Origin of the sequence: Pantoea sp. ANP04 (assembly GCF_041982285.1) — a bacterium.
GTDB classification, from domain to species: Bacteria; Pseudomonadota; Gammaproteobacteria; order Enterobacterales; family Enterobacteriaceae; genus Pantoea; species Pantoea eucalypti.
Genome location: NZ_JAUTYS010000003.1, coordinates 40,514 through 64,274, shown reverse-complemented (window position 1 = coordinate 64,274; position 23,761 = coordinate 40,514). Strand labels below are relative to the sequence as shown.

The 23,761-nt window shown below is 57.6% G+C and carries 21 protein-coding genes; 8 read left to right on the top strand and 13 right to left on the bottom strand.

Annotation, left to right across the window (positions count from 1 at the left end):
• Positions 1–63 precede the first annotated feature (63 nt).
• From panD to thpR, 9 genes are all read right to left on the bottom strand, one after another.
• Entirely contained in the window at positions 64–444 is a 381-nt protein-coding gene (panD, locus tag Q7C21_RS05145; protein ID WP_008925609.1) for an aspartate 1-decarboxylase, read from the bottom strand.
• Positions 445–491: 47 nt separating this feature from the next.
• A complete protein-coding gene (panC, locus tag Q7C21_RS05140; protein WP_008925610.1) occupies positions 492–1,346 on the bottom strand; it encodes a pantoate--beta-alanine ligase in 855 nt (284 codons plus the stop codon).
• A 15-nt stretch (positions 1,347–1,361) separates the two neighbouring features.
• Positions 1,362–2,156 carry a 3-methyl-2-oxobutanoate hydroxymethyltransferase gene (panB, locus tag Q7C21_RS05135; protein ID WP_008925611.1) on the bottom strand — a complete coding sequence of 265 codons (795 nt, stop codon included), beginning with the start codon at positions 2,154–2,156 and terminating at the stop codon, positions 1,362–1,364.
• Between the two features lie 83 nt (positions 2,157–2,239).
• On the bottom strand, positions 2,240–2,725 hold the full coding sequence (gene folK / locus Q7C21_RS05130; protein WP_008925612.1) for a 2-amino-4-hydroxy-6-hydroxymethyldihydropteridine diphosphokinase: 486 nt from the start codon (positions 2,723–2,725) through the stop codon (positions 2,240–2,242).
• Complete coding sequence (pcnB, locus tag Q7C21_RS05125) at positions 2,722–4,140, bottom strand: polynucleotide adenylyltransferase PcnB (protein WP_219848844.1); 1,419 nt, start codon at positions 4,138–4,140, stop codon at positions 2,722–2,724. Before pcnB ends, folK begins: the two co-directional genes overlap by 4 nt.
• Before the next feature lie 86 nt (positions 4,141–4,226).
• Positions 4,227–5,105, bottom strand: a complete 879-nt coding sequence (gene gluQRS / locus Q7C21_RS05120) for a tRNA glutamyl-Q(34) synthetase GluQRS (protein WP_008925614.1) — start codon at positions 5,103–5,105, stop codon at positions 4,227–4,229.
• A 73-nt stretch (positions 5,106–5,178) separates the two neighbouring features.
• Complete coding sequence (gene dksA, locus Q7C21_RS05115; RefSeq protein ID WP_008925615.1) at positions 5,179–5,634, bottom strand: RNA polymerase-binding protein DksA; 456 nt, start codon at positions 5,632–5,634, stop codon at positions 5,179–5,181.
• Positions 5,635–5,881: 247 nt separating this feature from the next.
• Positions 5,882–6,586: a DNA/RNA nuclease SfsA gene (gene sfsA, locus Q7C21_RS05110; protein ID WP_008925616.1), complete on the bottom strand. Its 705-nt coding sequence runs from the start codon at positions 6,584–6,586 to the stop codon at positions 5,882–5,884.
• Positions 6,564–7,121, bottom strand: coding sequence for an RNA 2',3'-cyclic phosphodiesterase (thpR, locus tag Q7C21_RS05105; protein ID WP_192377820.1), 558 nt, complete (start codon positions 7,119–7,121; stop codon positions 6,564–6,566). Before thpR ends, sfsA begins: the two co-directional genes overlap by 23 nt.
• 30 nt (positions 7,122–7,151) lie before the next feature.
• Between thpR and hrpB the strand changes: the two genes are divergently transcribed.
• The 6 genes from hrpB to fhuB all read left to right on the top strand — a co-directional run bounded on the left by hrpB (position 7,152) and on the right by fhuB (position 18,378).
• The gene (gene hrpB, locus Q7C21_RS05100; protein ID WP_375150482.1) at positions 7,152–9,635 is read left to right on the top strand and encodes an ATP-dependent helicase HrpB; all 2,484 of its coding nucleotides are present in this window, start codon (positions 7,152–7,154) and stop codon (positions 9,633–9,635) included.
• Positions 9,636–9,733: 98 nt separating this feature from the next.
• Positions 9,734–12,265 (top strand): bifunctional glycosyl transferase/transpeptidase, encoded by a 2,532-nt coding sequence (mrcB, locus tag Q7C21_RS05095; RefSeq protein WP_008925619.1) that lies wholly within the window; start codon positions 9,734–9,736, stop codon positions 12,263–12,265.
• Between the two features lie 199 nt (positions 12,266–12,464).
• Positions 12,465–14,672: a ferrichrome porin FhuA gene (fhuA, locus tag Q7C21_RS05090; RefSeq protein WP_008925620.1), complete on the top strand. Its 2,208-nt coding sequence runs from the start codon at positions 12,465–12,467 to the stop codon at positions 14,670–14,672.
• 43 nt (positions 14,673–14,715) lie between these two features.
• Positions 14,716–15,510, top strand: coding sequence for a Fe3+-hydroxamate ABC transporter ATP-binding protein FhuC (gene fhuC / locus Q7C21_RS05085; protein ID WP_039658726.1), 795 nt, complete (start codon positions 14,716–14,718; stop codon positions 15,508–15,510).
• Between the two features lie 10 nt (positions 15,511–15,520).
• A complete protein-coding gene (fhuD, locus tag Q7C21_RS05080; protein WP_008925622.1) occupies positions 15,521–16,399 on the top strand; it encodes a Fe(3+)-hydroxamate ABC transporter substrate-binding protein FhuD in 879 nt (292 codons plus the stop codon).
• A complete protein-coding gene (fhuB, locus tag Q7C21_RS05075; RefSeq protein ID WP_187512972.1) occupies positions 16,399–18,378 on the top strand; it encodes a Fe(3+)-hydroxamate ABC transporter permease FhuB in 1,980 nt (659 codons plus the stop codon). The genes fhuD and fhuB overlap by 1 nt, the downstream gene beginning before the upstream one ends.
• A gap of 46 nt (positions 18,379–18,424) precedes the next feature.
• Here fhuB and hemL read toward each other — a convergent pair whose 3' ends face one another.
• On the bottom strand, positions 18,425–19,705 hold the full coding sequence (gene hemL, locus Q7C21_RS05070) for a glutamate-1-semialdehyde 2,1-aminomutase (protein ID WP_187512973.1): 1,281 nt from the start codon (positions 19,703–19,705) through the stop codon (positions 18,425–18,427).
• Between the two features lie 203 nt (positions 19,706–19,908).
• Between hemL and erpA the strand changes: the two genes are divergently transcribed.
• Positions 19,909–20,256, top strand: coding sequence for an iron-sulfur cluster insertion protein ErpA (gene erpA, locus Q7C21_RS05065; protein ID WP_008925625.1), 348 nt, complete (start codon positions 19,909–19,911; stop codon positions 20,254–20,256).
• A gap of 30 nt (positions 20,257–20,286) precedes the next feature.
• Here the strand turns inward: erpA and Q7C21_RS05060 are convergent, their stop codons facing one another.
• The 3 genes from Q7C21_RS05060 to mtnN all read right to left on the bottom strand — a co-directional run bounded on the left by Q7C21_RS05060 (position 20,287) and on the right by mtnN (position 22,146).
• A complete protein-coding gene (locus Q7C21_RS05060) occupies positions 20,287–20,538 on the bottom strand; it encodes a hypothetical protein (protein ID WP_008925626.1) in 252 nt (83 codons plus the stop codon).
• Positions 20,539–20,660: 122 nt separating this feature from the next.
• Complete coding sequence (btuF, locus tag Q7C21_RS05055) at positions 20,661–21,455, bottom strand: vitamin B12 ABC transporter substrate-binding protein BtuF (protein ID WP_008925627.1); 795 nt, start codon at positions 21,453–21,455, stop codon at positions 20,661–20,663.
• On the bottom strand, positions 21,448–22,146 hold the full coding sequence (gene mtnN, locus Q7C21_RS05050; RefSeq protein WP_008925628.1) for a 5'-methylthioadenosine/S-adenosylhomocysteine nucleosidase: 699 nt from the start codon (positions 22,144–22,146) through the stop codon (positions 21,448–21,450). Before mtnN ends, btuF begins: the two co-directional genes overlap by 8 nt.
• 92 nt (positions 22,147–22,238) lie before the next feature.
• Between mtnN and dgt the strand changes: the two genes are divergently transcribed.
• Positions 22,239–23,729 carry a dGTPase gene (gene dgt, locus Q7C21_RS05045; RefSeq protein ID WP_008925629.1) on the top strand — a complete coding sequence of 497 codons (1,491 nt, stop codon included), beginning with the start codon at positions 22,239–22,241 and terminating at the stop codon, positions 23,727–23,729.
• The last annotated feature ends 32 nt before the right edge of the window (positions 23,730–23,761 follow it).

Here is a 23,761-nt window from a genome sequence, read left to right as displayed (position 1 = left end):
CTGGAGCAGAATTGAAAAGGGCCACCGTTTTATCGGCGGCCCTTTTTTTAGATAAACGATTAATCAGGCGATCTGTACTGGCAGTGCTTTCGCCAGACGTTTCATCTGGTTGTCACCTTCAAAATAGGCGACTTTAGGCAGCCACTGACGCGCTTCGGCATCCTCAACCTGCACATAGGAGCAGATAATTAATATATCGCCCTCGCAGGCGCAGCGGGCTGCTGCACCGTTGACTGAAATGATTTTCGATCCGCGCTCAGCCGCGATAGCGTAGGTGGAAAAGCGCTGGCCATTGGTTACATTATAAATATCAATCGCTTCATATTGCAGAATGCCGGAAGCATCCAGGAAATCCTGATCGATAGCGCAGGAACCTTCATAGTTGAGGTCCGCCTGCGTCACCTTGACGCGGTGCAATTTGCCTTGCAGAACAGTGCGAATCATAGCCAGAAACCTTGTCAGAGAAATAAAACAACCTGCCGCAGAAAGAGTTACAGCGTCAGGTCAACAGTTTGATTATCAATCAGGCGGGCTTTACCCAGCCAGGCGGCCATCAGTACCACCGCGCGCTGACTGTCCACCGTCAGCGGCTGCAGTGTGTCCGCATCACAAATCGCCAGGCCATCAGGACGCAATCCCTGCGCCAGCAGTGCCTCGCTGGCGGCCTCGATGATCTCGTCAATCTGACGCTCGCCATTCTCCAGCCGTGTCGCCATCTGACGCATTACCTGGCTCAGCAACGGTGCCAGCTTACGCTCATCGGCTGTCAGGTAGCCGTTGCGTGAACTCAGCGCCAGGCCATCTTTAGCCCGCACGGTGGGCACACCCACAATCTCAATGTCAAAGCCCATATCGGCCACCATCTTACGAATGATAGCCAGTTGCTGAAAATCCTTTTCACCGAAACAGGCAATATCGGGCTGCACCAGATTAAACAGTTTGCTGACGATGGTCGCCACGCCGCGAAAATGGCCTGGTCGCATCGCGCCTTCCAGCAGGGAAGAGAGCACCGGCACCTCAACAAAGGTCTGATTCTGGGTACCCTGCGGATAGACTTCAACCGGTGAAGGCGCAAAAACCACATCCACCTGGTGACGGTTCAGCTTTTCACAATCTTCCTGCAGCGTGCGCGGATAGCGCGCGAGGTCATCTTCGCGATCGAACTGCATGGGATTGACAAAGATCGAGACAATGACGATGTCGCCGCGGGCGCGCGCTTCATCCACCAGTGTCAGATGGCCTTCATGCAGGTTGCCCATGGTCGGCACCAGCGCAATGCGTTTACCCTGCTGACGCCAGCGACGGACTTCCTGGCGCAGCATCAACAGCGTTTCAATGATCAACACGGTGACTCTCCTGGATTACTGGAAACTGTGCTCTGCCGCCGGGTAGGTACCGGCCTCGACTTCGGCGATATAGTGGCGAATCGCCGCGCGAACATCGCCGGTCTCCGCCAGGAAATTTTTAGCAAATTTGGGAATGTGACCGCCAGTCACGCCCAGCGCGTCATGCATGACCAGAATCTGACCATCGGTGACGTTACCGGCACCGATGCCAATCACCGGTATCGTGAGTGCGTCGGTAATCTGCTGCGCCACCGACACCGGCACGCACTCCAGTACCATCAACTGCGCGCCAGCGGCTTCCAGTGCCAGCGCATCGGCCAGCAGCTGCTCTGCGCCTGCTTCATCACGCCCCTGTACTTTATAGCCGCCAAAGATATTCACCGACTGTGGCGTCAGGCCAAGATGACCACACACCGGCACGGCCCGTTCGGTCAGCATCTGCACGGTCTCAGCCAGCCAGCTGCCGCCTTCCAGTTTCACCATATTGGCGCCGGCACGCATCAGCTGTGCGGCACTCTCAAAGGTCTGCTGTGGCGTGGCATAACTCATAAATGGCAGATCGGCGAGCAGCAGTGCCTGCGGCGCACCCCGGCGTACGGCGGTGGTGTGATAAGCGATATCGCTGACCGTGACCGGCAGCGTGGAGTCGTGCCCCTGCACCGTCATTCCCAGTGAATCACCAACAAGCAACACCTGAATACCTTCATCGGCAAACAGACGGGCAAAACTGAAATCGTAGGCGGTCAGCGTCGCGAACTTTTTACCGCTGGCTTTCGCCTGACGCAGATGTGAAATCGTGGTGGGTTTCATGGCGCTCTCAACTCAGGAATTCTGATGGGCGCAGTTTACTGGATAGCGTGAAAGAGCGGAATCAGAGAGTTGCGTTTGTCTGATCAGCCGTGCCACAGCGCGATGCTGCTGCTGTCGAGGGCGGCAAGAAGAGTGCTGAGTGCGCGGCCGTCGGGCAGGTGGGCATCCGGGGCAATCGCCAGCAGCGGCACCAGCATAAATGCGCGGTTCTGCAGATCATAATGCGGCACAATCAACCGCTCCGTGTTGATCACCGCTTCGCCAAACAGCATCAGATCGATGTCGAGCGTGCGGGGGCCCCAGCGTTCTGCCTTGCGCACCCGGCCATGCTCCAGCTCAATCCGCTGGGTATGGTCAAGCAGCGCGTCTGCGCTGAGATCGGTTTCAAGTGCCACTGCGGCATTGAGAAAATCGGGCTGATCGGGTGGGCCATAGGGCGGCGTGCGGTAGAACGGAGAGGTGGCGATGCGTTGCGTCTGCGGCAACGCATCCAGTGCGGTCAGCGCTGCATCAACCTGATGCAGCGGATCGGCCAGGTTACTGCCTAACGCGAGATAAACCCGTGTCATGAGGCGTTTTGATTGTCACGACGCGGCGCGGAAGGACGGCGGCGCGGACGACGCGATTTATTGCGTGGCACCGGATCATCACCCAGGTTATTCAGCATGTTTTTCTGATGCGGCGGCGCAGCCACCTGGAATTCACCCCACCACTGGCTCAGGCGCAGCAGTTCAGGGTTATTTTCCACTTCTGCCCGCAGCGCCAGCAGATCGTAAGCGGCGCGGAATTTCGGATGCTCCATCAGTTTCCAGGCACGTTTACCGTGACGGCGTGACATGCGTAACTGCAACAGCCAGATATCGCGGATAAGCGAAGTAATACGCTTCGGAATCGCCAGCGCACGGCAGGCTTCATCCAGCGTATCGTTCATCGCCATCGCAAAAGCTTCGAAGTAGGTCAGGCCACTTTCCTGCGCGATGCGTTCGGCCGCTTCAAGCTGCGGATACCAGAACATCGCGGCAAACAGAAATGCCGGATTAACGCGCATATCGTTGTGAATGCGGTTATCGGTATTTTTCAGCACCTGAGCCAGCATCCGCTCCATGTGACTGTCGCTGTTTTCCGTGAAGTTGCGTGCCAGCGTCGGGAACAGCGGCTGGAACAGCTGATATTCACACAGTTTAAGATAGGTGCTGTAACCGTATCCGGCCTGTAGCAGTTTCAGTGACTCTTCAAACAGGCGTGCAGGCGGGATATCACGTAGCAGTGAGGCGAGACGCGGAATCGGCTCGGCGGTCTCCGGCGCAATACGCATATTGAGCTTGGCGGCAAAACGCGCAACGCGCAGCATCCGCACCGGATCTTCACGGTAGCGGGTTTCCGGATCGCCAATCAGGCGGATAATGCCCTGTTCGAGATCGCTGATGCCGCCGACATAGTCGCGCACGCTGAAATCAGCCACGCTGTAGTAGAGGCTGTTGATGGTGAGATCGCGACGCTGGGCATCATCTTCGATAGAACCAAAGATATTATCGCGCAGCAGCATGCCACTCTGGGCGCGCTGCGAACTGTTACGATCTTCTGCAATCTCTTCCACCTGATGATGGCCACGGAACGTTGCGACTTCGATCACTTCCGGGCCAAACATGACGTGTGCCAGACGGAAACGACGACCGACCAGGCGACAGTTGCGGAACAGCTTACGCATTTGCTCTGGCGTGGCGTTGGTGGTCACGTCGAAATCTTTGGGTTTTTGCCCCAGTAGCAAATCGCGCACGCCACCGCCTACCAGATAGGCTTCATAACCGGCTTTGTTCAGGCGATAGAGCACTTTGAGGGCATTTTCGCTGATGTCTTTACGTGAGATGGTATGGCTTTCACGAGGGATGATGGTCATCAGACGCTCTGGTTCAACCTCTGCTGGGGCTTCCTCTTCATCACGCTTCAGGACTTTCCGGCAAAAATTAGCTACTCGGGTAAAAATGGGACACCTCGACAGTGGCAATTAGGGTGTAGGTAAAATCAGCGGCTAATCATAGCCTGTTGAGAACCGTTTGAGAATGCTGTTGTCTATGCATCCGGTTTCAGGGCGTTCTGTTGCGGCATCAAAGCGATATTCCACTGCGACACCGCATCAGACAGCAGTTTGTCCTGCGTTAAGTCCTGCCAGCCGTCTGAAACAGGCTGTCCAAGGAAACGCAATGCTGCCACCAGCAGCGGTCTGGCATCGCCATCCGGCAGCGAAGGTGCATGATTCTGCTTTGATAACTTATTGCCATCATGGTTAAGCGCCAGCGGCAGATGTAACCAGGCAGGCTCCGGCCAGCCAAATTGCTGATAGAGCGCAATCTGTCGTACCGTCGGCTCAATAAGATCTGCGCCGCGAACCACTTCGGTAATACCCTGAAAATGATCATCGACAACCACCGCCAGGTTATAGGCAAACAGGCCATCACGACGGTGAATGATAAAGTCTTCCTGTGCCAGGCGTCGGTCCGCCTCCACATGGCCGCGCAGTCGATCCTCAAACGCAAAGACCGGCGCATGCTGTCGCAAACGTAGCGCGGCGTTTGCGGGTCCGCGTTGTCGTTCCCGGCAGTAACCATCATAGAAACCGCCAATCTCCTGGATGCGACGCCTCGGGCAGGTGCAGAAATAGCTCTGGCGATGCTGCTGCAGCCAGGCCAGCGCCTCCCGGTAGGCTTCATGACGCTGGGACTGCCACAACACATCGCCATCCCAGGTTAAGCCGTAGTGTTCCAGCTGATGCAGGATACGGCTGGCGGCACCGGATACTTCCCGTGGCGGATCGATATCTTCAATTCTTACCCGCCAGATGCCGTTTTGCGCGCGTGCGCTCAGGTAACTGCCCAGGGCAGCAATAAGCGAGCCAAAATGGAGTTCACCAGAGGGAGAAGGGGCGAAGCGACCGATACAGGAGGATGGCATAGGATTCAGAAGTGACCACGCAGCGGACAAACAAACATTTGTTCCGCTGCGTGGTAACAGGCTGGACGCGGCATTAGCCGGCCATTTGTTTCTCACGAATTTCTGCTAACGTCTTACAGTCGATGCAGAGATCGGCAGTAGGACGCGCTTCGAGACGGCGAATACCAATCTCAACGCCACAGGAATCGCAATAACCGAAGTCGTCATCTTCGACTTTCTTCAGCGTCTTCTCGATCTTTTTGATCAGTTTACGTTCGCGATCGCGGTTACGCAGCTCCAGACTGAATTCCTCTTCCTGCGCGGCACGGTCAACCGGGTCCGGGAAGTTAGCGGCTTCATCCTGCATATGCGATACAGTACGATCGACTTCGTCCCGCAATTGATTACGCCAGGCTTCCAGAATCTTGCGAAAATGGGTCAGCTGCGCGTCGTTCATATACTCTTCGCCTGGCTTCACCTGATAAGGTTCAACACCAGCGATAGCGAGAATACTCAGGGACGATGTTTTACGGTTTTGACCTTCTTGCATGTTGCTTCTCCTGGATAACACGCACTATACCCTCTGACTTCCGTCTCGCAGTGGCGTTGCTGCCAGCCTGCATTTAACGTCTGCGGGGTACATCGATCCCCCATTGGGGAAAAAAACAGGCCGCTATAAATAACAGAAGCAGTCAGGGTTGGCAATTCTTCATGAACACACCTTGACAAGCCTGTGAGGAACAGCGTATTCAGCCCTTAGCTCAGAACATTCTTAACACATAAAATTGCAAAAGATATTACAAGGTTACGTTGATCGGCGATTTAAGAAACATTCCCTCCGCCGATAAGTCTGCCTGATACGCTAAAATCTCTACGCCTTCCTGTTGCGCCTGAGCCAGTTGTTCTGCATACACCGCATCAATGTGGCGTGCCGGGGAAACGTCCTCAATCCCCGAGTGCAAAACGGCAAACAACAAAACGGCCCGATGACCCTCTGCTGCAACTGTCGCCAGTTCACGCAGGTGCTTCTGTCCTCGAATCGTCACCGCATCCGGAAAATAACCTTTTCCTTCATGGAGAAGGGTTACGGATTTCACCTCAATATAGCAGTTGCGCCGGGCATCTGCCTTGAGCAGGAAATCAATTCTGCTTTTTTCACTGCCATATTTTACTTCCGCCTGACGCTGGGAATACCCCGCCAGCGCGGGCAGCCTGTTTTGATCCAGCGCTTCAGCCACCAGCTGGTTAGCGCGCAGAGTATTGACACAAATCCAGTGGCCCTGCTGCGTTTCGGTCAGCTCCCAGCTGTGAGGGTATTTGCGGGTCAGGCTGTCGGACGTTGAATACCAGACCCGATCGCCCGGCGTAGCACAGCCCGTCATGGCGCCGGTGTTGGCACAGTGGATCGTCAGAACCTCACCGTCCGGCGTCATAACATCGGCAAGGAAACGTTTGTAACGGGCAATCAGGCGGGCGGGTTTAAGAGGAGGAGAGAAGTGCATGCGGATCCTGAGACGTTAATGGCCAACTGGCCAGAGCGCGATAGCGGGTGCGGCCCCGGGCATATTCAGAGGCAAACAGGGAAAACGTGGAGACGTGAAAACGCCAGTGAAAGCCGCGTGGCGGTAACGCAACCGGCTGAGTGGCATGGCGTAACAGCGTGATATGTGGATGAAACGGCTGCGGACTCTGGTAACAGCCATGTCGGGCGGCCTGCGCACGGAGCAGGCTGGCGAGCTGCAGCAGACCCCGTGGTGCGCGCTGGCAACCCAGCCAGACCACGCCCGGACGTGGCCAGTGTCCGGCATCATCCAGGTCGAGATCAAAACCGGGCTGGATAATGCGGGAAGCCAGCGTTTGCAGTTGCTGGGAGGTTTGCGGCGCGACCTCACCCAGAAATGCCAGCGTCAGATGCAGATTCGCTGCGACCACTGGCTGGCCCGCCTCGGCAGGAAAGTTGTCTGCCCGCCAGTGCACCAGCTGCTGCTGCATCTCGTCAGGCAGGCTGATGGCAAAAAATAAGCGTTGTGTCGCCATGGCGCTCTCCGGCAAATATCACGTGCTACAATGCGCGCCATCTTAGCACAGGCAGAAGCGGAGTTTGCTGTGAGCGATTTACCGGTCAGCGTGGTGCTGCCTGACATCCTGGCGGCGCTGCGTGACGCCTCTCAAATCCTGCTGGCCGCGCCCACCGGCGCGGGAAAATCGACCTGGCTGCCCTTGCAGTTACTACAGCATGCAGCCTTGCCGGGACGAATCATTATGCTGGAGCCACGCCGGCTGGCGGCGCGTAATGTCGCGCAGCGGCTGGCGGAGCAGCTCGGTGAGCAGCCGGGAGCCACGGTGGGGTTCAGGATGCGTGGCGAAAGCTGCGTCGGGCCACAGACCCGGCTTGAAGTGGTGACCGAAGGCATGCTCACGCGCATGCTTCAGCACGATCCGATGCTGGAGGGCGTGTCGCTGGTGATCCTTGATGAGTTTCACGAGCGCAGCCTGCAGGCCGATCTGGCGCTGGCGCTGCTGCTCGATGTGCAGCAGGGGCTGCGCGACGACCTTAAAATCATGCTGATGTCCGCCACGCTGGATAATGCCCGACTGGCGGCGCTGCTGCCGGATGCGCCATTGATTGTCTCAGAAGGGCGCAGCTATCCGGTTGAGCGTCGTTATGCGTCGCTGAATCAGAACGTGCGTTTTGAAGAGGCGGTCGCGCGTGAAGTCGCCCAGCTGCTGCGCGATGAAGCCGGATCACTTCTGCTGTTTCTGCCGGGCGTGGCGGAAATTGAACGGGTGAAACGCGAACTGGAATCACGCATCAGCGACGACGTGGACCTGACACCGCTCTATGGGGCACTGCCGCTGGCGGCGCAGCGCCGGGCGATACTTCCCGCTGCTGCCGGACGCCGCAAAGTGGTGCTTGCCACCAATATCGCTGAGACCAGCCTGACCATTGAGGGGATCCGGCTGGTGGTCGACAGCGCGCTTGAGCGCAGCGCTCTGTTTGACGCCCGCAGCGGCGTGACGCGGCTGCAGACCCAGCGAATCAGCCAGGCATCCATGATCCAGCGTGCAGGTCGCGCCGGGCGACTGATGCCGGGACTCTGTCTGCATCTGTTACCGCAGGAGCAGGCATCCCGTGCGGCGGCGCAGAGCGAACCGGAAATTGTGAACAGCGATCTCTCGTCGCTGTGGCTGGATCTGCTGCAGTGGGGCTGTACCGAGCCGCACCAGTTACAGTGGCTGGATCAGCCGCCCGCCAGAAATCTGGATGCCGCAAAACAGCAGCTGACTCGCCTGGGTGCGCTGGACAGCAACGGCCTGCTCAACACGCTGGGACGGCGCATGGCGCAGCTGGGCTGCGATCCCCGACTGGCTGCTATGCTCTGTGCCGCAGGCGATGAACCGGATGCGGTTGCCAGCGCCGCGCTGCTGGTGGCGATTCTGGAAGATCCTCCGCGTAGCGGCAGTGCCGATCTGCGGGATGCCCTGCATCGGCCACAGTCTCCATGGCAGCGACGCGCGCAGCAGTGGCAGCAACGACTCAAAATTCGTGGCGGACGGGTCGATGAAGATCGTTTCGCTGGCTTGCTGGCGGCAGGTTTTGGCGATCGGCTGGCGCGGCGACGTGACCAGAGTGGCCGTTATCAACTGGCCAACGGCCTGGGTGCCAGACTGGATGAGCAGGATGGCCTGACACGCAATGAATGGCTGATTGCGCCTGCTCTGTTACAGGGCAGTACCACGCCGGATGCCCGGATGTTGCTGGCGCTACCGGTCGACATTGAGACGTTGTGCCAGCAGCAGCCCGCATTGATTGAGCGCCGCACTGAAGTGGAGTGGGACGAAGAGAAAGGCACACTGCGCGCGTTCAGACGCGAGCAGATTGGCGCGCTGATACTGAAGACCCAGCCGATGGCGCGCCCGGAACCGGCGGTGCTGCACGCAGCCATGTTGCGCTGGATTGCCGAAAAAGGTCTGTCGGTGCTGGGCTGGACGCCGGATGCCGAACAGCTGCGCCTGCGCATCCAGTGTGCGGCGCAGTGGTTGCCGGAAGAGAGCTGGCCCGCCACAGACGATGAGAGCCTGCTTAAGAGCCTGCCACAGTGGCTATTGTCGCAGATGTCAGCAGTGCGCGATCTCCGCAGCCTGCAGGCGGTGAACCTGACGACGGCACTCTTACATTTACTCACATGGTCGCAACGTCAGCGGCTGGATACTGTGCTGCCAACTCATTACACTGTGCCGACCGGAAGCCGGCTGCCGATCCGCTATGATGCGGACAAGCCGCCCGCGCTGGCGGTCAGGATTCAGGAGATGTTTGGTGAGGCGACGAATCCTGCCGTGGCGGAAGGACGTATTCCGCTGGTGCTGGAGCTGTTATCGCCCGCCCAGCGCCCATTGCAGATCACCCGCGATTTGGCGGCGTTCTGGCGCGGTGCCTGGCCTGAAGTCAGGAAAGAGATGAAGGGGCGTTATCCTAAACATCCCTGGCCAGAGGATCCGGCCAATGCCTTGCCAACAAGGCGAACCAAAAAAATGTCCCCGCAGGGTTGAGTCCGCTGGATCGAATTCAGAGGGTTCTGCCATGCGGCACGCGAGAAAGCAGTTAGAGTAGCGGCGCTGCCGTAAGCACTGCCTGGAGAAAAAAAGTCATGTCTGGGAACGATCGCGAACCAATAGGGCGCAAAGGTAAACCGTTGCCGCCGCGCAGCAGTGCGGGCCGGGGACGACGCAGGGATATCGAACAGGATATCGATCAGGACGATTTTAATGATGACGAGGAGGAAGCGCCGGTGCCACGTAAAGGTAAAGGTGGAAAACCACCGCGCGGCAAACGCCGTTGGCTGGGATGGTTAATTAAACTGTTCCTGGTGTTTGTGGTGGTCATGGTCGCATGGGGCATCTACCTCGACTCAGAAATTCGCAGCCGTATTGACGGTAAAGTGTGGCAACTGCCCGCGACCGTCTATGGTCGCATGGTCAGCCTGGAACCGGGTATGGCCTACAACAAAAGTGAAATGGTGGCGCTGCTGGAAGGAACCCAGTATCGCGAAGTCTCCCGAATTACCCGCCCTGGCGAGTTTTCGGTGAAGGGCAACACCATCGATCTGCTGCGTCGCCCGTTTGATTTCCCCGACAGTAAAGAGGGACAGATCCACGCGCGCATGAGCTTCACGAAAGATGAGCTGAGCGAGATTAAAAACCTCGAAACCGGCCGTGATTTTGGCTTTTTCCGCCTCGATCCACGCCTGATCACCATGCTGCAGTCGCCGAATGGTGAACAGCGTCTCTTTGTGCCACGCGCCGGTTTCCCGGATCTGCTGGTCGATACGCTGATCGCTACCGAAGATCGCCATTTCTATGAGCACGATGGCATCAGCCCGTACTCCATTGGTCGCGCCTTCCTGGCGAACATCACGGCCGGGAAAGCGGTGCAGGGCGGCAGTACGCTGACCCAGCAGCTGGTGAAGAACCTGTTCCTCACCAACGAGCGTTCACTGTGGCGTAAAGCGCGTGAAGCCTATATGGCGGTGATCATGGATGCGCGCTACAGCAAAGATCGCATTCTGGAACTCTATCTGAACGAGGTCTATCTCGGTCAGGCAGGGAGTGATCAGATCCGCGGCTTCCCGCTGGCGAGCCTTTACTACTTTGGCCGCCCGGTGGATGAGCTCAGTCTGGATCAGCAGGCGATGCTGGTTGGCATGGTGAAAGGTGCGTCGCTCTATAACCCGTGGCGTAACCCGAAACTGGCGCTGGAACGACGCAATTTGGTGCTGCGCCTGTTGCAGCAGCAGAAAGTGATCGACCAGGAGCTGTATGACATGCTGTCGGCGCGTCCGCTGGGCGTGCAGCCGAAAGGGGGCGTGATCACGCCGCAGCCTGCCTTTATGCAGATGGTGCGTAACGAGCTTCAGGCGAAACTGGGCGATAAGATTAAAGATCTCTCCGGCGTGAAAATCTTCACTACGCTGGATCCGGTGTCACAGGATGCAGCCGAAAAAGCCGTTATTGATGGTATTCCGACGCTGAAAAAACAGCGTGGCCTGAAAGATCTGGAAACCGCGATGGTGGTGGTTGACCGCTTTAGCGGTGAAGTCCGCGCCATGGTCGGCGGTGCCGATCCGCAGTACGCCGGTTACAACCGTGCGTTACAGGCGCGCCGCTCTATTGGTTCACTGGCGAAACCCGCCACCTACCTCACCGCGCTGAGCCAGCCAAACAGCTACCGGCTGAACAGCTGGATCGCCGATGAGCCGATTGCGCTGAAGCAGCCAAACGGCAGCGTCTGGAAACCGATGAACGACGATCGTCGCTTCAGCGGAAAAGTGATGCTGGTGGATGCGCTCACCAACTCCATGAACGTGCCGACGGTTAACCTCGGTATGACGCTGGGGCTGGATGCGGTGGTGGATACCTGGAGCAAGCTGGGTGTGCCGAAAGATCAGCTGCATCCGGTTCCGGCGATGCTGCTGGGTGCCATGAACCTGACGCCGGTTGAAGTGGCGCAGGCGTTCCAGTCAATCGCCAGCGGCGGTAACCGCGCATCGCTCTCTGCAGTACGTTCGGTGATTGCGGAAGATGGTAGCGTGCTCTATCAGAGCTATCCGCAGGCAGAACGGGTTGAACCCGCGCAGGCGGCCTATCTGACGCTCTACACCATGCAGCAGGTTGCTGACCACGGTACCGCCCGTGCACTGGGTGCGCGCTTCCCGAATGCGCATCTGGCCGGTAAAACCGGTACCACCAACGACCTGGTCGACAGCTGGTTTGCCGGTATTGATGGCAAAGAAGTCGCGATCACCTGGGTGGGGCGCGATAACAACCAGCCGACCAAACTCTATGGTGCCAGTGGCGCGATGCAGCTTTATCGTCGTTACCTCGACATTCAGGCACCGATGCCGTTGCAGCTGACGCCACCGGAGGATGTGTCGATGATGAATGTCGATTCAGCCGGTAACTTTGTCTGTGGCACGGGCAGCAGCACCTGGCGTTCTCTGCCGGTGTGGGCGCTGGATCCGAATGCGCTGTGTCAGCAACAGCAGCAGCAGGTTCAGCAGCAGCAACAGCTGTTTGATCAACAGCAGCAGCAGCAGCCGCAACAACAACCGGCCCAGCAACCGCAGGAGCAGAAAGACAGCGACGGCGTAGCAGGCTGGATCAAAGATATGTTTGGCAAATAAATCAGTCAGACAGGTTTATAAGGGCGCTTCGGCGCCCTTTTTTTGTTGCTGATTAATACGCATCAATCGCCCTGCAAACGGCGTCACGACTGGGATTTCTTCTTGCAGTGTCCGCTGAAGTTCGCATATTATCTAATCCGTTATAATAATCATTATCGTTTCGATTCGCCCTTAAGGGCCTATTTTCTGAGACACATTTATGAATGCGCGAACGACTTTTGCAGCCGACACCAAAAAAACATTTTCCCGACCGCTTCTGGGCATCATGATCTCTCTCAGTCTGAGCACCTCACTTTACGCCGCACAGGCGGAGACGATGGTGGTTTCAGCGGATGGCGGCAGCGGCGCCGAGGCGGAAAGCGCCTGGGGCCCGGCACCCACTGTGGCAGCCAAACGCAGCGCCACCGGTACGAAAACCGATACGCCGATTGAAAAAAATCCGCAGTCTGTCTCCGTGGTCACCCGCGAAGAGATGGAAATGCGCAATGTCACCAGCGTGAAAGGGGCATTTAACTATACGCCTGGCGTACTGACCGGTAACCGTGGCAGCTCAGATGTGATTGATGCGTTGTCGATTCGCGGCTTCAGCGAAACTAATACCAATCAGTATATGGATGGCCTGAAACTGCAGGGGGATAACTACTCTGAGTTTGCTATCGATCCTTATTTCCTGGAGCGCGCCGAACTGCTGCGCGGTCCGGTATCGGTACTCTACGGCAAAAGCAATCCTGGCGGTGTGGTCTCGCTGGTGAGCAAGCGTCCGACCCAGGAAACCCTGCGCGAAGTGCAGTTCCAGATGGGCAACGATAACCTCTTCTCGACTGGCTTTGACTTTGGCGGCGCGCTGGATGATGACGGTGTCTACAGCTATCGTCTGACCGGTCAGGCGCGCAGTCAGGATGCGCAACAGGCGATGAACAAAGAGAAGCGCTACACCATCGCACCGGCTTTCAGCTGGCGTCCCGACGATCGCACTCGCGTTGACCTGCTGACCTATTTCCAGAACGAGCCAGAAACCGGCTACTACGGCTGGCTGCCGCGTCAGGGCACCGTAGTGCCTATCACCCGTGCCGATGGCAGCCAGTACAAGCTGCCGACCAACTTCGATGAAGGCGAGCAGAGCAACAAGATTTCACGCACCACCAAAATGGTGGGCTATAACGCCGAGCACAGCCTCAACGACACCTGGACGTTGCGCCAGAACCTGCGTTACGCCGACCTGCGCACCGATTACCGCAGTATCTATGGCAATGGGTTTACCCCGGAGACTCAGGAAATTACCCGTGGTTCGGCCGTTTCCCATGAGAAGCTCAACCAGTTGGCGGTCGATACCCAGGCGCAGGCGAAGTTTGCCACCGGCCAGGTTGATCATACGCTGCTGCTGGGGGTGGACTTCCAGCGGACCCGCAATGATATCGACGCACAGTTTGGCTCGGCATCGAACCTGAACGCGGTAAATCCGCAATATGGCGATAACAGCGTCACACCTTTTGCCGATCCTTATCAGCATCTCAACAAGCAACGTCAGACCGGCCTCTATACGCAGGATCAGATGGAGTGGAACCGCTGGGTGCTGACGCTGGGCGGCCGATACGACTATGCCATGAACTCGGTTTACGATCGGGTGGCGGATAGCGTTGATCGCCAGAACGATCAGGCGTTTACCTGGCGCGGCGGTGTGAACTATGTGTTTGATAACGGCATCGCACCTTATTTCAGCTACAGCGAAGCCTTTATTCCAAACGCGGGTTCGACCTATGATGGTCAGGCGTTTGATCCGTCACGCGCTAAACAGTATGAAGCGGGCGTGAAATATGTACCGAAAGATCGCCCGGTGGTGCTTACCGCAGCACTTTATCAGCTGACCAAAACCAAAAACCTGACGGCCGATCCTGATACGAAGAATCACCCAAACTTTAGTGTTCAAAGCGGTGAAATCCGGTCGCGCGGCGTAGAGCTGGAAGCGAAAGCGGCACTCAATGCCAACGTTAACCTCACGGCGTCCTACACCTACACCGATGCGGAATATACCGAAGACACGCAGCTGAAAGGCAAAACGCCGGTGAGCGTCCCTAAAAATATGGCCTCACTGTGGAGCGACTACACCTTCCACGAGACAGCCCTGTCGGGCGTGACAGTGGGCGCGGGTGTGCGTTATGTCGGCGAGAGCCAGGGTCTCTATAGCACTGGCACCGAGCAGAACCAGAACTTTAAGGTTGCCGGTTACACCACGGTAGATGCGGCGCTTAAATATGACCTCGGTCGTTTCGGTCTGCCGGGCTCAACGGTGGGCGTTAACGTCAACAATCTGTTCAACCGCGAGTATGTCGCCAGCTGCTACCGGGAATACGCCTGCTACTGGGGCGCGGAGCGTAAGATTGTCGGCACCGCGACCTTCAGATTCTGATTTAACCGGGCGCTTCGGCGCCCGTTCGTTCACAGGGATAACCATGCCGCATCCGCACGCAGAAGAGGCGACTTTTACGCTGGCAAACGCCAGTTTTGAAGTGCCCGGCCGAACTCTCCTTCAGCCCCTCTCGCTGACCTTTCCACCTGGCAAAATGACCGCGCTGATTGGTCATAACGGTTCCGGTAAGTCGACGCTGTTGAAAATGCTGGGCCGTCATCACGTGGCCAGCGGCGGAGAGGTGCTGCTGAATCAGCAGCCGGTCGGGCGCTGGAACAGCAAAGCGTTTGCCCGCGAGGTGGCCTATCTGCCGCAGCAGTTACCGGCAGCCGAAGGGATGACGGTGCGTGAACTGGTGGCGATTGGTCGCTATCCCTGGCACGGCGCGCTGGGCCGTTTCGGGCAGGACGATCGGGACAGGGTAGAAGATGCGATTGCCCAGGTCGGGCTAAAGCCCTTTGCCGGGCGACTGGTGGACAGTCTGTCGGGCGGTGAGCGTCAGCGCGCCTGGCTGGCGATGATGGTGGCGCAGAACAGTCGCTGTCTGCTGCTGGATGAACCGACGTCGGCGCTGGATATCGCTCATCAGGTTGAGGTGCTGGCGCTGATAAAAGATCTGAGCCAGCAGCGCGGCTTAACCGTGATTGCGGTGCTGCACGATATCAATATGGCAGCCCGCTACTGCGATCATCTGGTGGCACTGCGTCAGGGCGCGATGATTGCCGAAGGTAACGCGCAGGCGATTATGCAGCCTGAGGTGCTCGGCGCGATCTATGGCATCCCGATGGGCATTTTACCGCATCCGCAGGGCGGCGCGCCGGTCAGTTTTGTTTGTTAAGGAAAGGATGATGCCCGATCTTTATCGCCGCCGACTGTTGCTGGCACTCGCGGCCTCGCCACTGTTTTGTGCACTTCCCCTGCGTGCTGCCACGCCCAATCCGGGCCGGATTATTGCACTGGAGTGGCTTCCCACCGAACTGTTGATCGCTCTGGGCGTTACGCCCTGGGGCGTGGCTGATCTGCACAACTACAACATCTGGGTCGGGGAGCCGCCGCTGCCTGCGGACGTGATCGATGTGGGTCTGCGCACCGAACCTAATCTTGAGCTGATGGCACAAATGCAGCCGTCGCTGATCCTCTGTTCAAATGGCTATGGCCCGCCTGAAGAGAAACTTACACGCATCGCACCGATCATGGGCTTTGACCTTCACAGCGGCGACGGGAAACCCTTCACCGCCGCGCGGGCATCGCTGCGTAAGCTGGCGGCGAGACTTGGATTACGCGATCGCGCTGAGCAACATCTGCGCGAGGTCGATGCGCAACTGGCACAGGCGCGTCAGCGGCTGGCGCCCTATGCCGGACGCACGATTCTGCTGATGTCGCTGCTCGACAGCCGTCACGCCATCACCTTTGGTAAAAACAGTCTGTTCCTGGAAGTAATGACGCTGCTGGGCCTGAAAAATGGCTGGCAGGGCGAAACAAATTTCTGGGGTAGCGCGGTAATCGGCATCGAGCAGCTGGCGCAGGCTGGAAATGTGGATGTCATCTGTTTTGATCATGACAATGACGCAGAGATGCAGCAGTTGATGCGCAGCCCGCTGTGGCAGGCCATGCCGTTTGTTCGCACCGGACGCTTTCAGCGCGTCCCTGCAGTCTGGTATTACGGTGCTACGCTTTCGGCGCTGCACTTTGTTCGCGTGCTGGAACGCGCGCTGGAGACGCACTGATGCGCCATGCTCTGTTTCCCGCAGGTCTCCTCAGCCTGCTTTTTCTGCTCTCACTCAGCCTGACGCTGGTTAATCTGCACCATGCGCTGCCGCAGCATGAGTGGTGGCAGGCATTCTGGTCACCGACGGTCGATAGCCTGCCGCAGATGGTGTTTCACTACAGCCTGCTGCCGCGCACGGCGCTGGCGCTGCTGGTGGGCGCCGGGCTGGGGCTTGCCGGCCTGTTGTTTCAGCAGATATTGCGGAACCCGCTGGCCGAACCCACCACACTGGGTGTCTCTTCCGGCGCGCAGCTGGGTATTACCGTGGCGACGCTGTGGCATCTGCCGGGCGGCGCGCTGACACAGCAGTTTGCCGCGCTTGGCGGAGCGTTGCTGGTGGCCGCGCTGGTGTTTGGTGTGGCCTGGGGCAAACGTCTGTCGCCGGTGACGCTGATTCTGGCCGGGCTGGTGCTGAGCTTCTACAGCGGCGCGGTAAATCAAATCTTCGCTATCTTCAATCACGATCAGCTGCAGAACATGTTTCTGTGGAGCACCGGCGCGCTGAATCAGATGAGCTGGGAAAATGTGCAGCAGCTCTGGCCGCGCCTGCTGCTGGCGTTTCTGCTGGCGCTGGCGCTGCTGCGTCCGCTGACACTGATGGGGCTGGATGATGGTGTAGCAAAAAATCTGGGGCTGGCGCTCTCGGTGGCGCGTGTTGGTGGCCTCGGGCTGGCAATCCTGCTCAGCGCACAGCTGGTGAATGTCGCCGGTATCATCGGTTTTATCGGACTGTTTGCGCCGCTGCTGGCGAAGCTGCTGGGTGGTCGACGGCTCCTCAGCCGGATGCTGCTGGCACCGCTTACCGGCGCGCTGCTGCTGTGGCTGGCCGACAGTTGCGTGTTATGGCTTAGCGCACACTGGCGCGATATCCCGACCGGAACGGCCACGGCACTGCTCGGTGTACCCATTTTGTTGTGGCTGCTGCCGCGACTGCGAACGGGTTCAGTGCCGCCCGCCCTGAATCAGGGCGACAACGTACCCGCCGAGCGACAAAACCTGTTGCGCTGGACGCTGACGGGTCTCGCGGTGCTTGCCCTGCTGGTGTGGGGTGCGCTGGCGTTTGGGCGTGATGCGCTGGGCTGGGTCGGGTCATCGGGCGAGATGCTGCACTCTTTGCTTCCGTGGCGTGCACCGCGCGTGCTGGCTGCGCTGGTGACCGGCCTGATGCTGGGCGTGGCGGGGAGCCTGATCCAGCGGCTGACCGGTAATCCTATGGCCAGCCCGGAAGTGCTGGGCATCAGTTCAGGTGCCGCCTGTGGCGTCGTCGTCATGATGTTCTTAGTGCCGGGCGATGCGATGGCATGGCTGCTGCCCGCCGGTGCGATGGGGGCCGCGCTGACGCTGCTGGTGATCATGGCGGTAGCCAGTCGTGGCGGCTTCTCACCTGAGAGAATGCTGCTGGCGGGTATGGCGCTTAACAGCGCCTTTGTCACCCTGCTGATGCTGCTGCTGGCAAGTGGCGATCCCCGCATGGGCGGGCTGCTGAGCTGGATCTCCGGCTCAACCTATAACATCAGCGGCAGTCAGGCGATCCAGAGCGCACTCTGTGCGCTGCTGCTGGTCTCGCTGGCACCACTGGCGAGCCGCTGGCTGACGCTGCTGCCGCTGGGAAGTGCTACCGCACGCTCGGCCGGCATGGCATTAACGCCCGCGCGGCTGAGTCTGCTGCTGCTGGCAGCCGCGCTGACCGCCAGCGCAACGCTGACTATTGGTCCGCTGAGTTTTGTTGGATTAATGGCGCCGCACATGGCGCGCATGCTGGGGTTCCGGCGTGCCTTGCCGCAACTGCTGCTGTCGGGATTACTGGGGGCGGGACTGATGGTGCTGGCTGACTGGTGCGGGCGGATGCTGGCATTCCCGGATCAAATTCCTGCCGGGCTGATGGCGACATTTTTAGGTGCACCTTACTTTATCTGGTTGCTGCGTCGTTCAGGTTAAAAAAAAGACCAGCGCAAGCCGGTCTTCATCTTTAACGTTACCGAAATTACAGCTTCGCGAAACAACGACGCGCGGCATCAACCGTGCGCTGAATATCCTCTTCGCTGTGCGCCAGTGACATGAAGCCCGCTTCATAAGCTGATGGCGCAAAGTAAACGCCTTCCTCCAGCATCAGATGGAAGAAGGTTTTAAAGCGTTCCACATCGCAGCGGGTCACATCGGCGTAACAGGTCACGCTGTCAGCATCGGTGAAGAACAGGCCAAACATCCCGCCAACATGGTTAATCACCAGCGGAATATTTTGCTGTTGTGCGGCTTCGCGCAGACCCTCTGCCAGCTTGCGGGTCAGGGTATCGAGCTTCTCGTGCGTGCCCGGCTGCGCGATCTGCGTCAGGCAGGCAAAACCGGCAGCCATCGCGATCGGGTTACCGGAGAGCGTTCCTGCCTGATAAACCGGGCCGGTCGGCGCCAGTGCAGCCATCACGTCGCGACGGCCACCGAATGCACCGACTGGCATCCCGCCACCGATAATTTTTCCGAGGCAGGTCAGATCAGGACGCACATTGTAGTGAGCCTGCGCACCACCCAGCGCCACACGGAAGCCGGTCATCACTTCATCGATAATCAGCAGTGCGCCGAACTCATCGCAGAGCGCGCGCAGGCCCGGCAGGAATTCTGGCTGCGGCGGGATGCAGTTCATATTACCGGCAACCGGCTCAACGATGATGGCAGCGATGGCATCAGGATATTGCTCGAAGGCGCTGCGCACGGAGACGAGATCGTTGAAAGTGCAGGTCAGGGTATGTTTAGCGAAATCTGCTGGTACGCCCGGCGAGTTTGGCTGACCCAGCGTCAGGGCACCGGAACCGGCTTTCACCAGCAAATGATCGGCATGGCCGTGATAGCAGCCTTCAAACTTAATAATTTTATCGCGGCCGGTAAAGCCTCGAGCCAGACGGATTGCGCTCATGGTCGCTTCGGTACCGGAGTTAACCATCCGCACCATCTCCATGCTCGGCACCAGCTCACACACCAGCTGCGCCATGGTCACTTCCATTTCGGTCGGTGCGCCAAAGCTCAGGCCGCGCTGGGCTGCTTCGATCACCGCATTACGGATCGCCGCGTTGTTATGGCCCAGCACCATCGGTCCCCATGAGCCGACATAGTCGATATAGGCTTTGCCATCAGCGTCATACAGATACGCACCATCAGCATGTTCAATAAACAGTGGAACGCCGCCCACACCGGTAAATGCGCGTACTGGCGAGTTTACCCCACCCGGAATCAGGCGTTGTGCCTCGGCAAACAGTTGTTCGGACTTACTCATTTTCGGCTCCAGCGTTTCAGAAAAATATGGCGCCATTCTACGGAAGAGCAGCAGCAGACGAAAGGTGGATTCACCCACAGCGACCTGAACGGAGGGGAAAGCGGCACAGAGTGCGAAGGGCAGAGCTTGATTGCGCTGAGGTGCTGACTGATAATAGCGTTATTAAGGTCGTTTTCTGACCTGGGCGTTTACCGGAGTAAAACATGAGTGATGAAGTAGTAGCACTGCCGTTGCAGTTTACCGACGCCGCAGCCACCAAGGTGAAAAACCTGATTGCCGATGAAGAGAACCCGGCGCTGAAACTTCGCGTCTATATCACCGGTGGCGGTTGCAGTGGTTTCCAGTATGGCTTTACGTTTGACGACCAGCTGAACGATGGCGATATGACAATTGAAAAGCAGGGCGTCTCACTGGTCGTTGATCCAATGAGCCTGCAATATCTGGTGGGCGGTTCGGTTGATTATACGGAAGGCCTGGAAGGATCGCGCTTTATCGTGACCAACCCGAATGCCAAAACCACCTGTGGCTGTGGCTCATCCTTCAGTATCTGATCGCGCAGGCCGTCACTCCGACGGCCTCATTTACCACTCTATTGTGACCAGCCGGTTACTCTGCTTCAGGCTTCCCTGCGATTGAATCTGACTTTGGGTTACGCGTGGCTGCGCGCTTGCCTGTCTGCCACAGTTGATTTGCGGCAAAAGCGGACCGTTAGCCGTGTTGATTTCACAGCGTGAATAGATGACAAGCCTGGCGCCTATAGAGCCATTTATCGATCCCGCAAAAGCAGATCCGGTGATCAAAAGCCCTATGGCCAGCAGCAGTGCTCTGGTCATATAAGGTTCCTGGTGTTTTAAAAAGCGCCGCGGCGCTAAAAGGACGGCGAGCATACGTGGCCCGCTCGTCTCTGGTATTGATTAACGGCAAAAAAGGCTGTTTCTTTAATCGATGCGTGAACTTATTGTGCGGGATGCAACGCGGAACAGAGTTGCTGCGCCGCCAGCAGCAGCCGCGGACCCGGCCGGCTTAACCAGTCCTCGTTAATGGCGATCACCGGCACCGTGAGCTGTGGCCGCCAGAAAGCACGAATGTTCTCCGCCTGCTGTGCACCTCCGGCTATAACTACGGCCTGAGGATGGCGCATCAGCACCTGCTCACGGCTGACCTGCGGCCAGCTGACGCGGCTGTCAGCAAAAATATTCCTGCCACCACATAACGTAATAACTTCATTTTGCAGCGTGGCTCTGGCGGCGGTAAAAAGCGGCTGCTGACCAAACTGCAAAAAAAGCGGAACCGCAGTCAGATGAGTATAGCGCTGTCGCAGCGCCGCTGCCTGCTGTCGTAGCGCTCTGGCCGCGCTGGCGGCCTGCTCTGGCCTGGGACTCCAGCGGCCCAGATCGGCCAGTGCCGTGAACATCTCATCCAGTGTCAGTGGATCAATCCATTTAATGGGTACGCCGAGCTGCTGCAACTGCTCAATCTGCCGCTGCGGATTACCGCCGCGCCAGGCCAGGACCAGATCCGGCTTGAGCTGCAGAATACGTTCGGCTTTGATGCCCTGCCAGTTGGCGACCTGTTCAATCTGTTTCGCCTGCGGCGGATAGTCGGACCAGGCGCTGACTGCGATCGGCGTAATCCCGGCAGCAAAGGCGAGTTCGGTAAGGTGTGGAGCGAGGGTGATAACACGCGGTGGGGAAGCGAGCAGGCTGCCGCTTAATAGCAGCAGCCAGCAGAACAGCAGCGTTTTAGCCACGCGCCAGATGCGCCAGCAGGTTCTCCACCATCAGCGACGATTGCGTCGCTGCAACGCTCAGGAATTCATCAAAGCTAAGGTGCGATTCTTTATCGGCCACGTCTGAAATCGCGCGGACCACCACAAACGGCACCTGGAACTGATGACAGACGTGACCGATAGCGGTCGCTTCCATCTCAACCGCAATCGCCTGCGGGAACAGACTACGAATGCGCGCCAGCGGCTCAGCGCCATTGATAAAGGCATCACCGCTTACCACCAGACCGCGTACAGCATTCAGGTCCAGCTGCTTAATGCAGGCTTCGGCAGCCGCGATAAGCTTGCTGTCTGCCACAAACGCAGCAGGGCAACCCGCCATCTGGCCTGGCTCATAACCAAAAGCGGTGACGTCAGCATCGTGATAACGCACTTCATCTGATACCACGATATCGCCGACGCTCAGTGACGGTGCTAAACCGCCTGCCGACCCGGTGTTGATCACCACATCCGGCTTGCAGAGCTGCAGCAGCAGCGTGGTACCCAGCGCGGCAGAGGTTTTACCAATGCCCGATTTCAGCAGTGCCACTTCAACGCCCTGCAGGGTGCCGGTATAGATTTCACAACCCGCCAGTGTCAGCGTTTGACGGTTTTCAATTTTGTCACGCAGCAGTGTGACTTCCTGCTCCATCGCGCCAATAATGCCTGCTTTCATAGTGAGTTCCGCTAATGTAAAGAATCAAAATTTAGGGCATAGTCTACCATGGCATTCAGGGGATTAATTCACGAAAAAGTCAGGGGTAATTCATGTCGGCGATCAATTTCAGGAAGAAGATCAGCTTCTCACGCCCTTATAACAGCCGAAAAGATCCGGAAGGTGAATATTACATTACCCGCCATTTTGAGAGCGACCGTGGACGAATTATCAACTCGGCCGCTATCCGGCGTCTGCAGCAGAAAACGCAGGTCTTTCCACTGGAGCGCAACGCCGCCGTTCGCTCCCGCCTGACGCACTCGCTGGAGGTGCAGCAAACCGGGCGCTACATCACCAAAGAGATTCTGCAAACCCTGAAGATGCAGGGCGGGCTGGCGCAGTATGGACTGGATGAGATGGAAGGCGCGTTTGAAAGTCTGATCGAGATGGCGTGTCTGCTGCATGACGTCGGTAATCCGCCGTTTGGCCATTTTGGCGAGGCCGCCATTAACGACTGGTTTGAAGAGAACCTCTCTGCCGAACTGGTGGATCCGCTGGTAGCGGGCGTTGAAGGAGAAGAACAGCGGAAGGCTTTTGATCAGCTGAATGCCATGATCCGCCAGGACCTCTGCCATTTTGAGGGCAATGCGCAGGCCATTCGTATGGTGCATACGCTGCTGCAACTCAATCTCAGTTATTCTCAGGTCGCCTGCATCCTGAAATATACCGCACCCGCCTGGTGGCAGGGTGAAAAACCTGCCGAATTTAGCGTCTTAATGAAGAAACCCGGCTTTTATCTCTCTGAGCAGGAGTATATTGCGGATTTACGTGCTGCCACCAATATGGAAGAACACCATCGCTTTCCGCTTACCTATATAATGGAAGCGGCGGATGATATCTCCTATTGTATTGCCGATTTGGACGACGCTGTAGAAAAAGATATCTTTAATGTTGAGAGTTTGTTTGAGTTTCTCAATAAAGCCTGGGGGCCGGTTAAAAATAATGACGCCTTCAGCCGGACTATTGGTGAAGCCTGGCGCGAAGCCTGCAGTAAAAAACGGCGAAGCCGCAGCGATCAATTTTTTATGTCATTACGCGTAAATGTTCAGAGCGTGCTGGTAAGTTATGCCGTGAAACGTTTCGTTGATAATCTGCCTGCTATATTCGATGGCAGTTTCAATCACGCGCTGCTGGAAGATGAGGGTGAAGAGGGCCGGTTACTGCAACTGTTTAAAACTGTTGCGCGCCAGCAGGTCTTTAATCACTCTGAAGTCGAGCAGCTGGAGTTGCAGGGATACCGCGTAATCAAAGGGCTGCTGGAGATCTATCAGCCGCTGATGCGCCTGAACTATGAGGCTTTCACCACGCTGATAAATGAAGACTTCCTGCGTCAGCATCCGATTGAAACCCGGCTTTTTCATAAGCTTTCTGGTAAACACCGTAAAGCCTATTTGCAAAAGATGCGTACCCTTGTGGTAGAGCATAAATATCAGCGGCTGCTGTGGGAACGTTATTATCGCTTCCGGCTTATTCAGGATTATATCAGTGGAATGACCGATCTCTATGCCTGGGATGAGTATCGCCGACTGATGGCTGTAGAATAAGCCGGCGTTTGTAAAGGCCGCGAATAAATTTT

What these genes read in the sequence shown, in the direction of transcription:
- fhuB (WP_187512972.1), top strand. Translation starts at nt 16,399, where the DNA reads ATGCGCCATGCTCTGTTTCCCGCAGGTCTCCTCAGCCTGCTTTTTCTG.
- Q7C21_RS05060 (WP_008925626.1), bottom strand. Translation starts at nt 20,538, where the DNA reads ATGACCAGAGCACTGCTGCTGGCCATAGGGCTTTTGATCACCGGATCT.
- hemL (WP_187512973.1), bottom strand. Translation starts at nt 19,705, where the DNA reads ATGAGTAAGTCCGAACAACTGTTTGCCGAGGCACAACGCCTGATTCCG.
- mtnN (WP_008925628.1), bottom strand. Translation starts at nt 22,146, where the DNA reads ATGAAAGCAGGCATTATTGGCGCGATGGAGCAGGAAGTCACACTGCTG.
- fhuD (WP_008925622.1), top strand. Translation starts at nt 15,521, where the DNA reads ATGCCCGATCTTTATCGCCGCCGACTGTTGCTGGCACTCGCGGCCTCG.
- folK (WP_008925612.1), bottom strand. Translation starts at nt 2,725, where the DNA reads ATGACACGGGTTTATCTCGCGTTAGGCAGTAACCTGGCCGATCCGCTG.
- dgt (WP_008925629.1), top strand. Translation starts at nt 22,239, where the DNA reads ATGTCGGCGATCAATTTCAGGAAGAAGATCAGCTTCTCACGCCCTTAT.
- thpR (WP_192377820.1), bottom strand. Translation starts at nt 7,121, where the DNA reads ATGGCGACACAACGCTTATTTTTTGCCATCAGCCTGCCTGACGAGATG.
- erpA (WP_008925625.1), top strand. Translation starts at nt 19,909, where the DNA reads ATGAGTGATGAAGTAGTAGCACTGCCGTTGCAGTTTACCGACGCCGCA.
- mrcB (WP_008925619.1), top strand. Translation starts at nt 9,734, where the DNA reads ATGTCTGGGAACGATCGCGAACCAATAGGGCGCAAAGGTAAACCGTTG.
- panD (WP_008925609.1), bottom strand. Translation starts at nt 444, where the DNA reads ATGATTCGCACTGTTCTGCAAGGCAAATTGCACCGCGTCAAGGTGACG.
- sfsA (WP_008925616.1), bottom strand. Translation starts at nt 6,586, where the DNA reads ATGCACTTCTCTCCTCCTCTTAAACCCGCCCGCCTGATTGCCCGTTAC.
- panB (WP_008925611.1), bottom strand. Translation starts at nt 2,156, where the DNA reads ATGAAACCCACCACGATTTCACATCTGCGTCAGGCGAAAGCCAGCGGT.
- fhuC (WP_039658726.1), top strand. Translation starts at nt 14,716, where the DNA reads ATGCCGCATCCGCACGCAGAAGAGGCGACTTTTACGCTGGCAAACGCC.
- dksA (WP_008925615.1), bottom strand. Translation starts at nt 5,634, where the DNA reads ATGCAAGAAGGTCAAAACCGTAAAACATCGTCCCTGAGTATTCTCGCT.
- gluQRS (WP_008925614.1), bottom strand. Translation starts at nt 5,105, where the DNA reads ATGCCATCCTCCTGTATCGGTCGCTTCGCCCCTTCTCCCTCTGGTGAA.
- hrpB (WP_375150482.1), top strand. Translation starts at nt 7,152, where the DNA reads ATGCGCGCCATCTTAGCACAGGCAGAAGCGGAGTTTGCTGTGAGCGAT.
- fhuA (WP_008925620.1), top strand. Translation starts at nt 12,465, where the DNA reads ATGAATGCGCGAACGACTTTTGCAGCCGACACCAAAAAAACATTTTCC.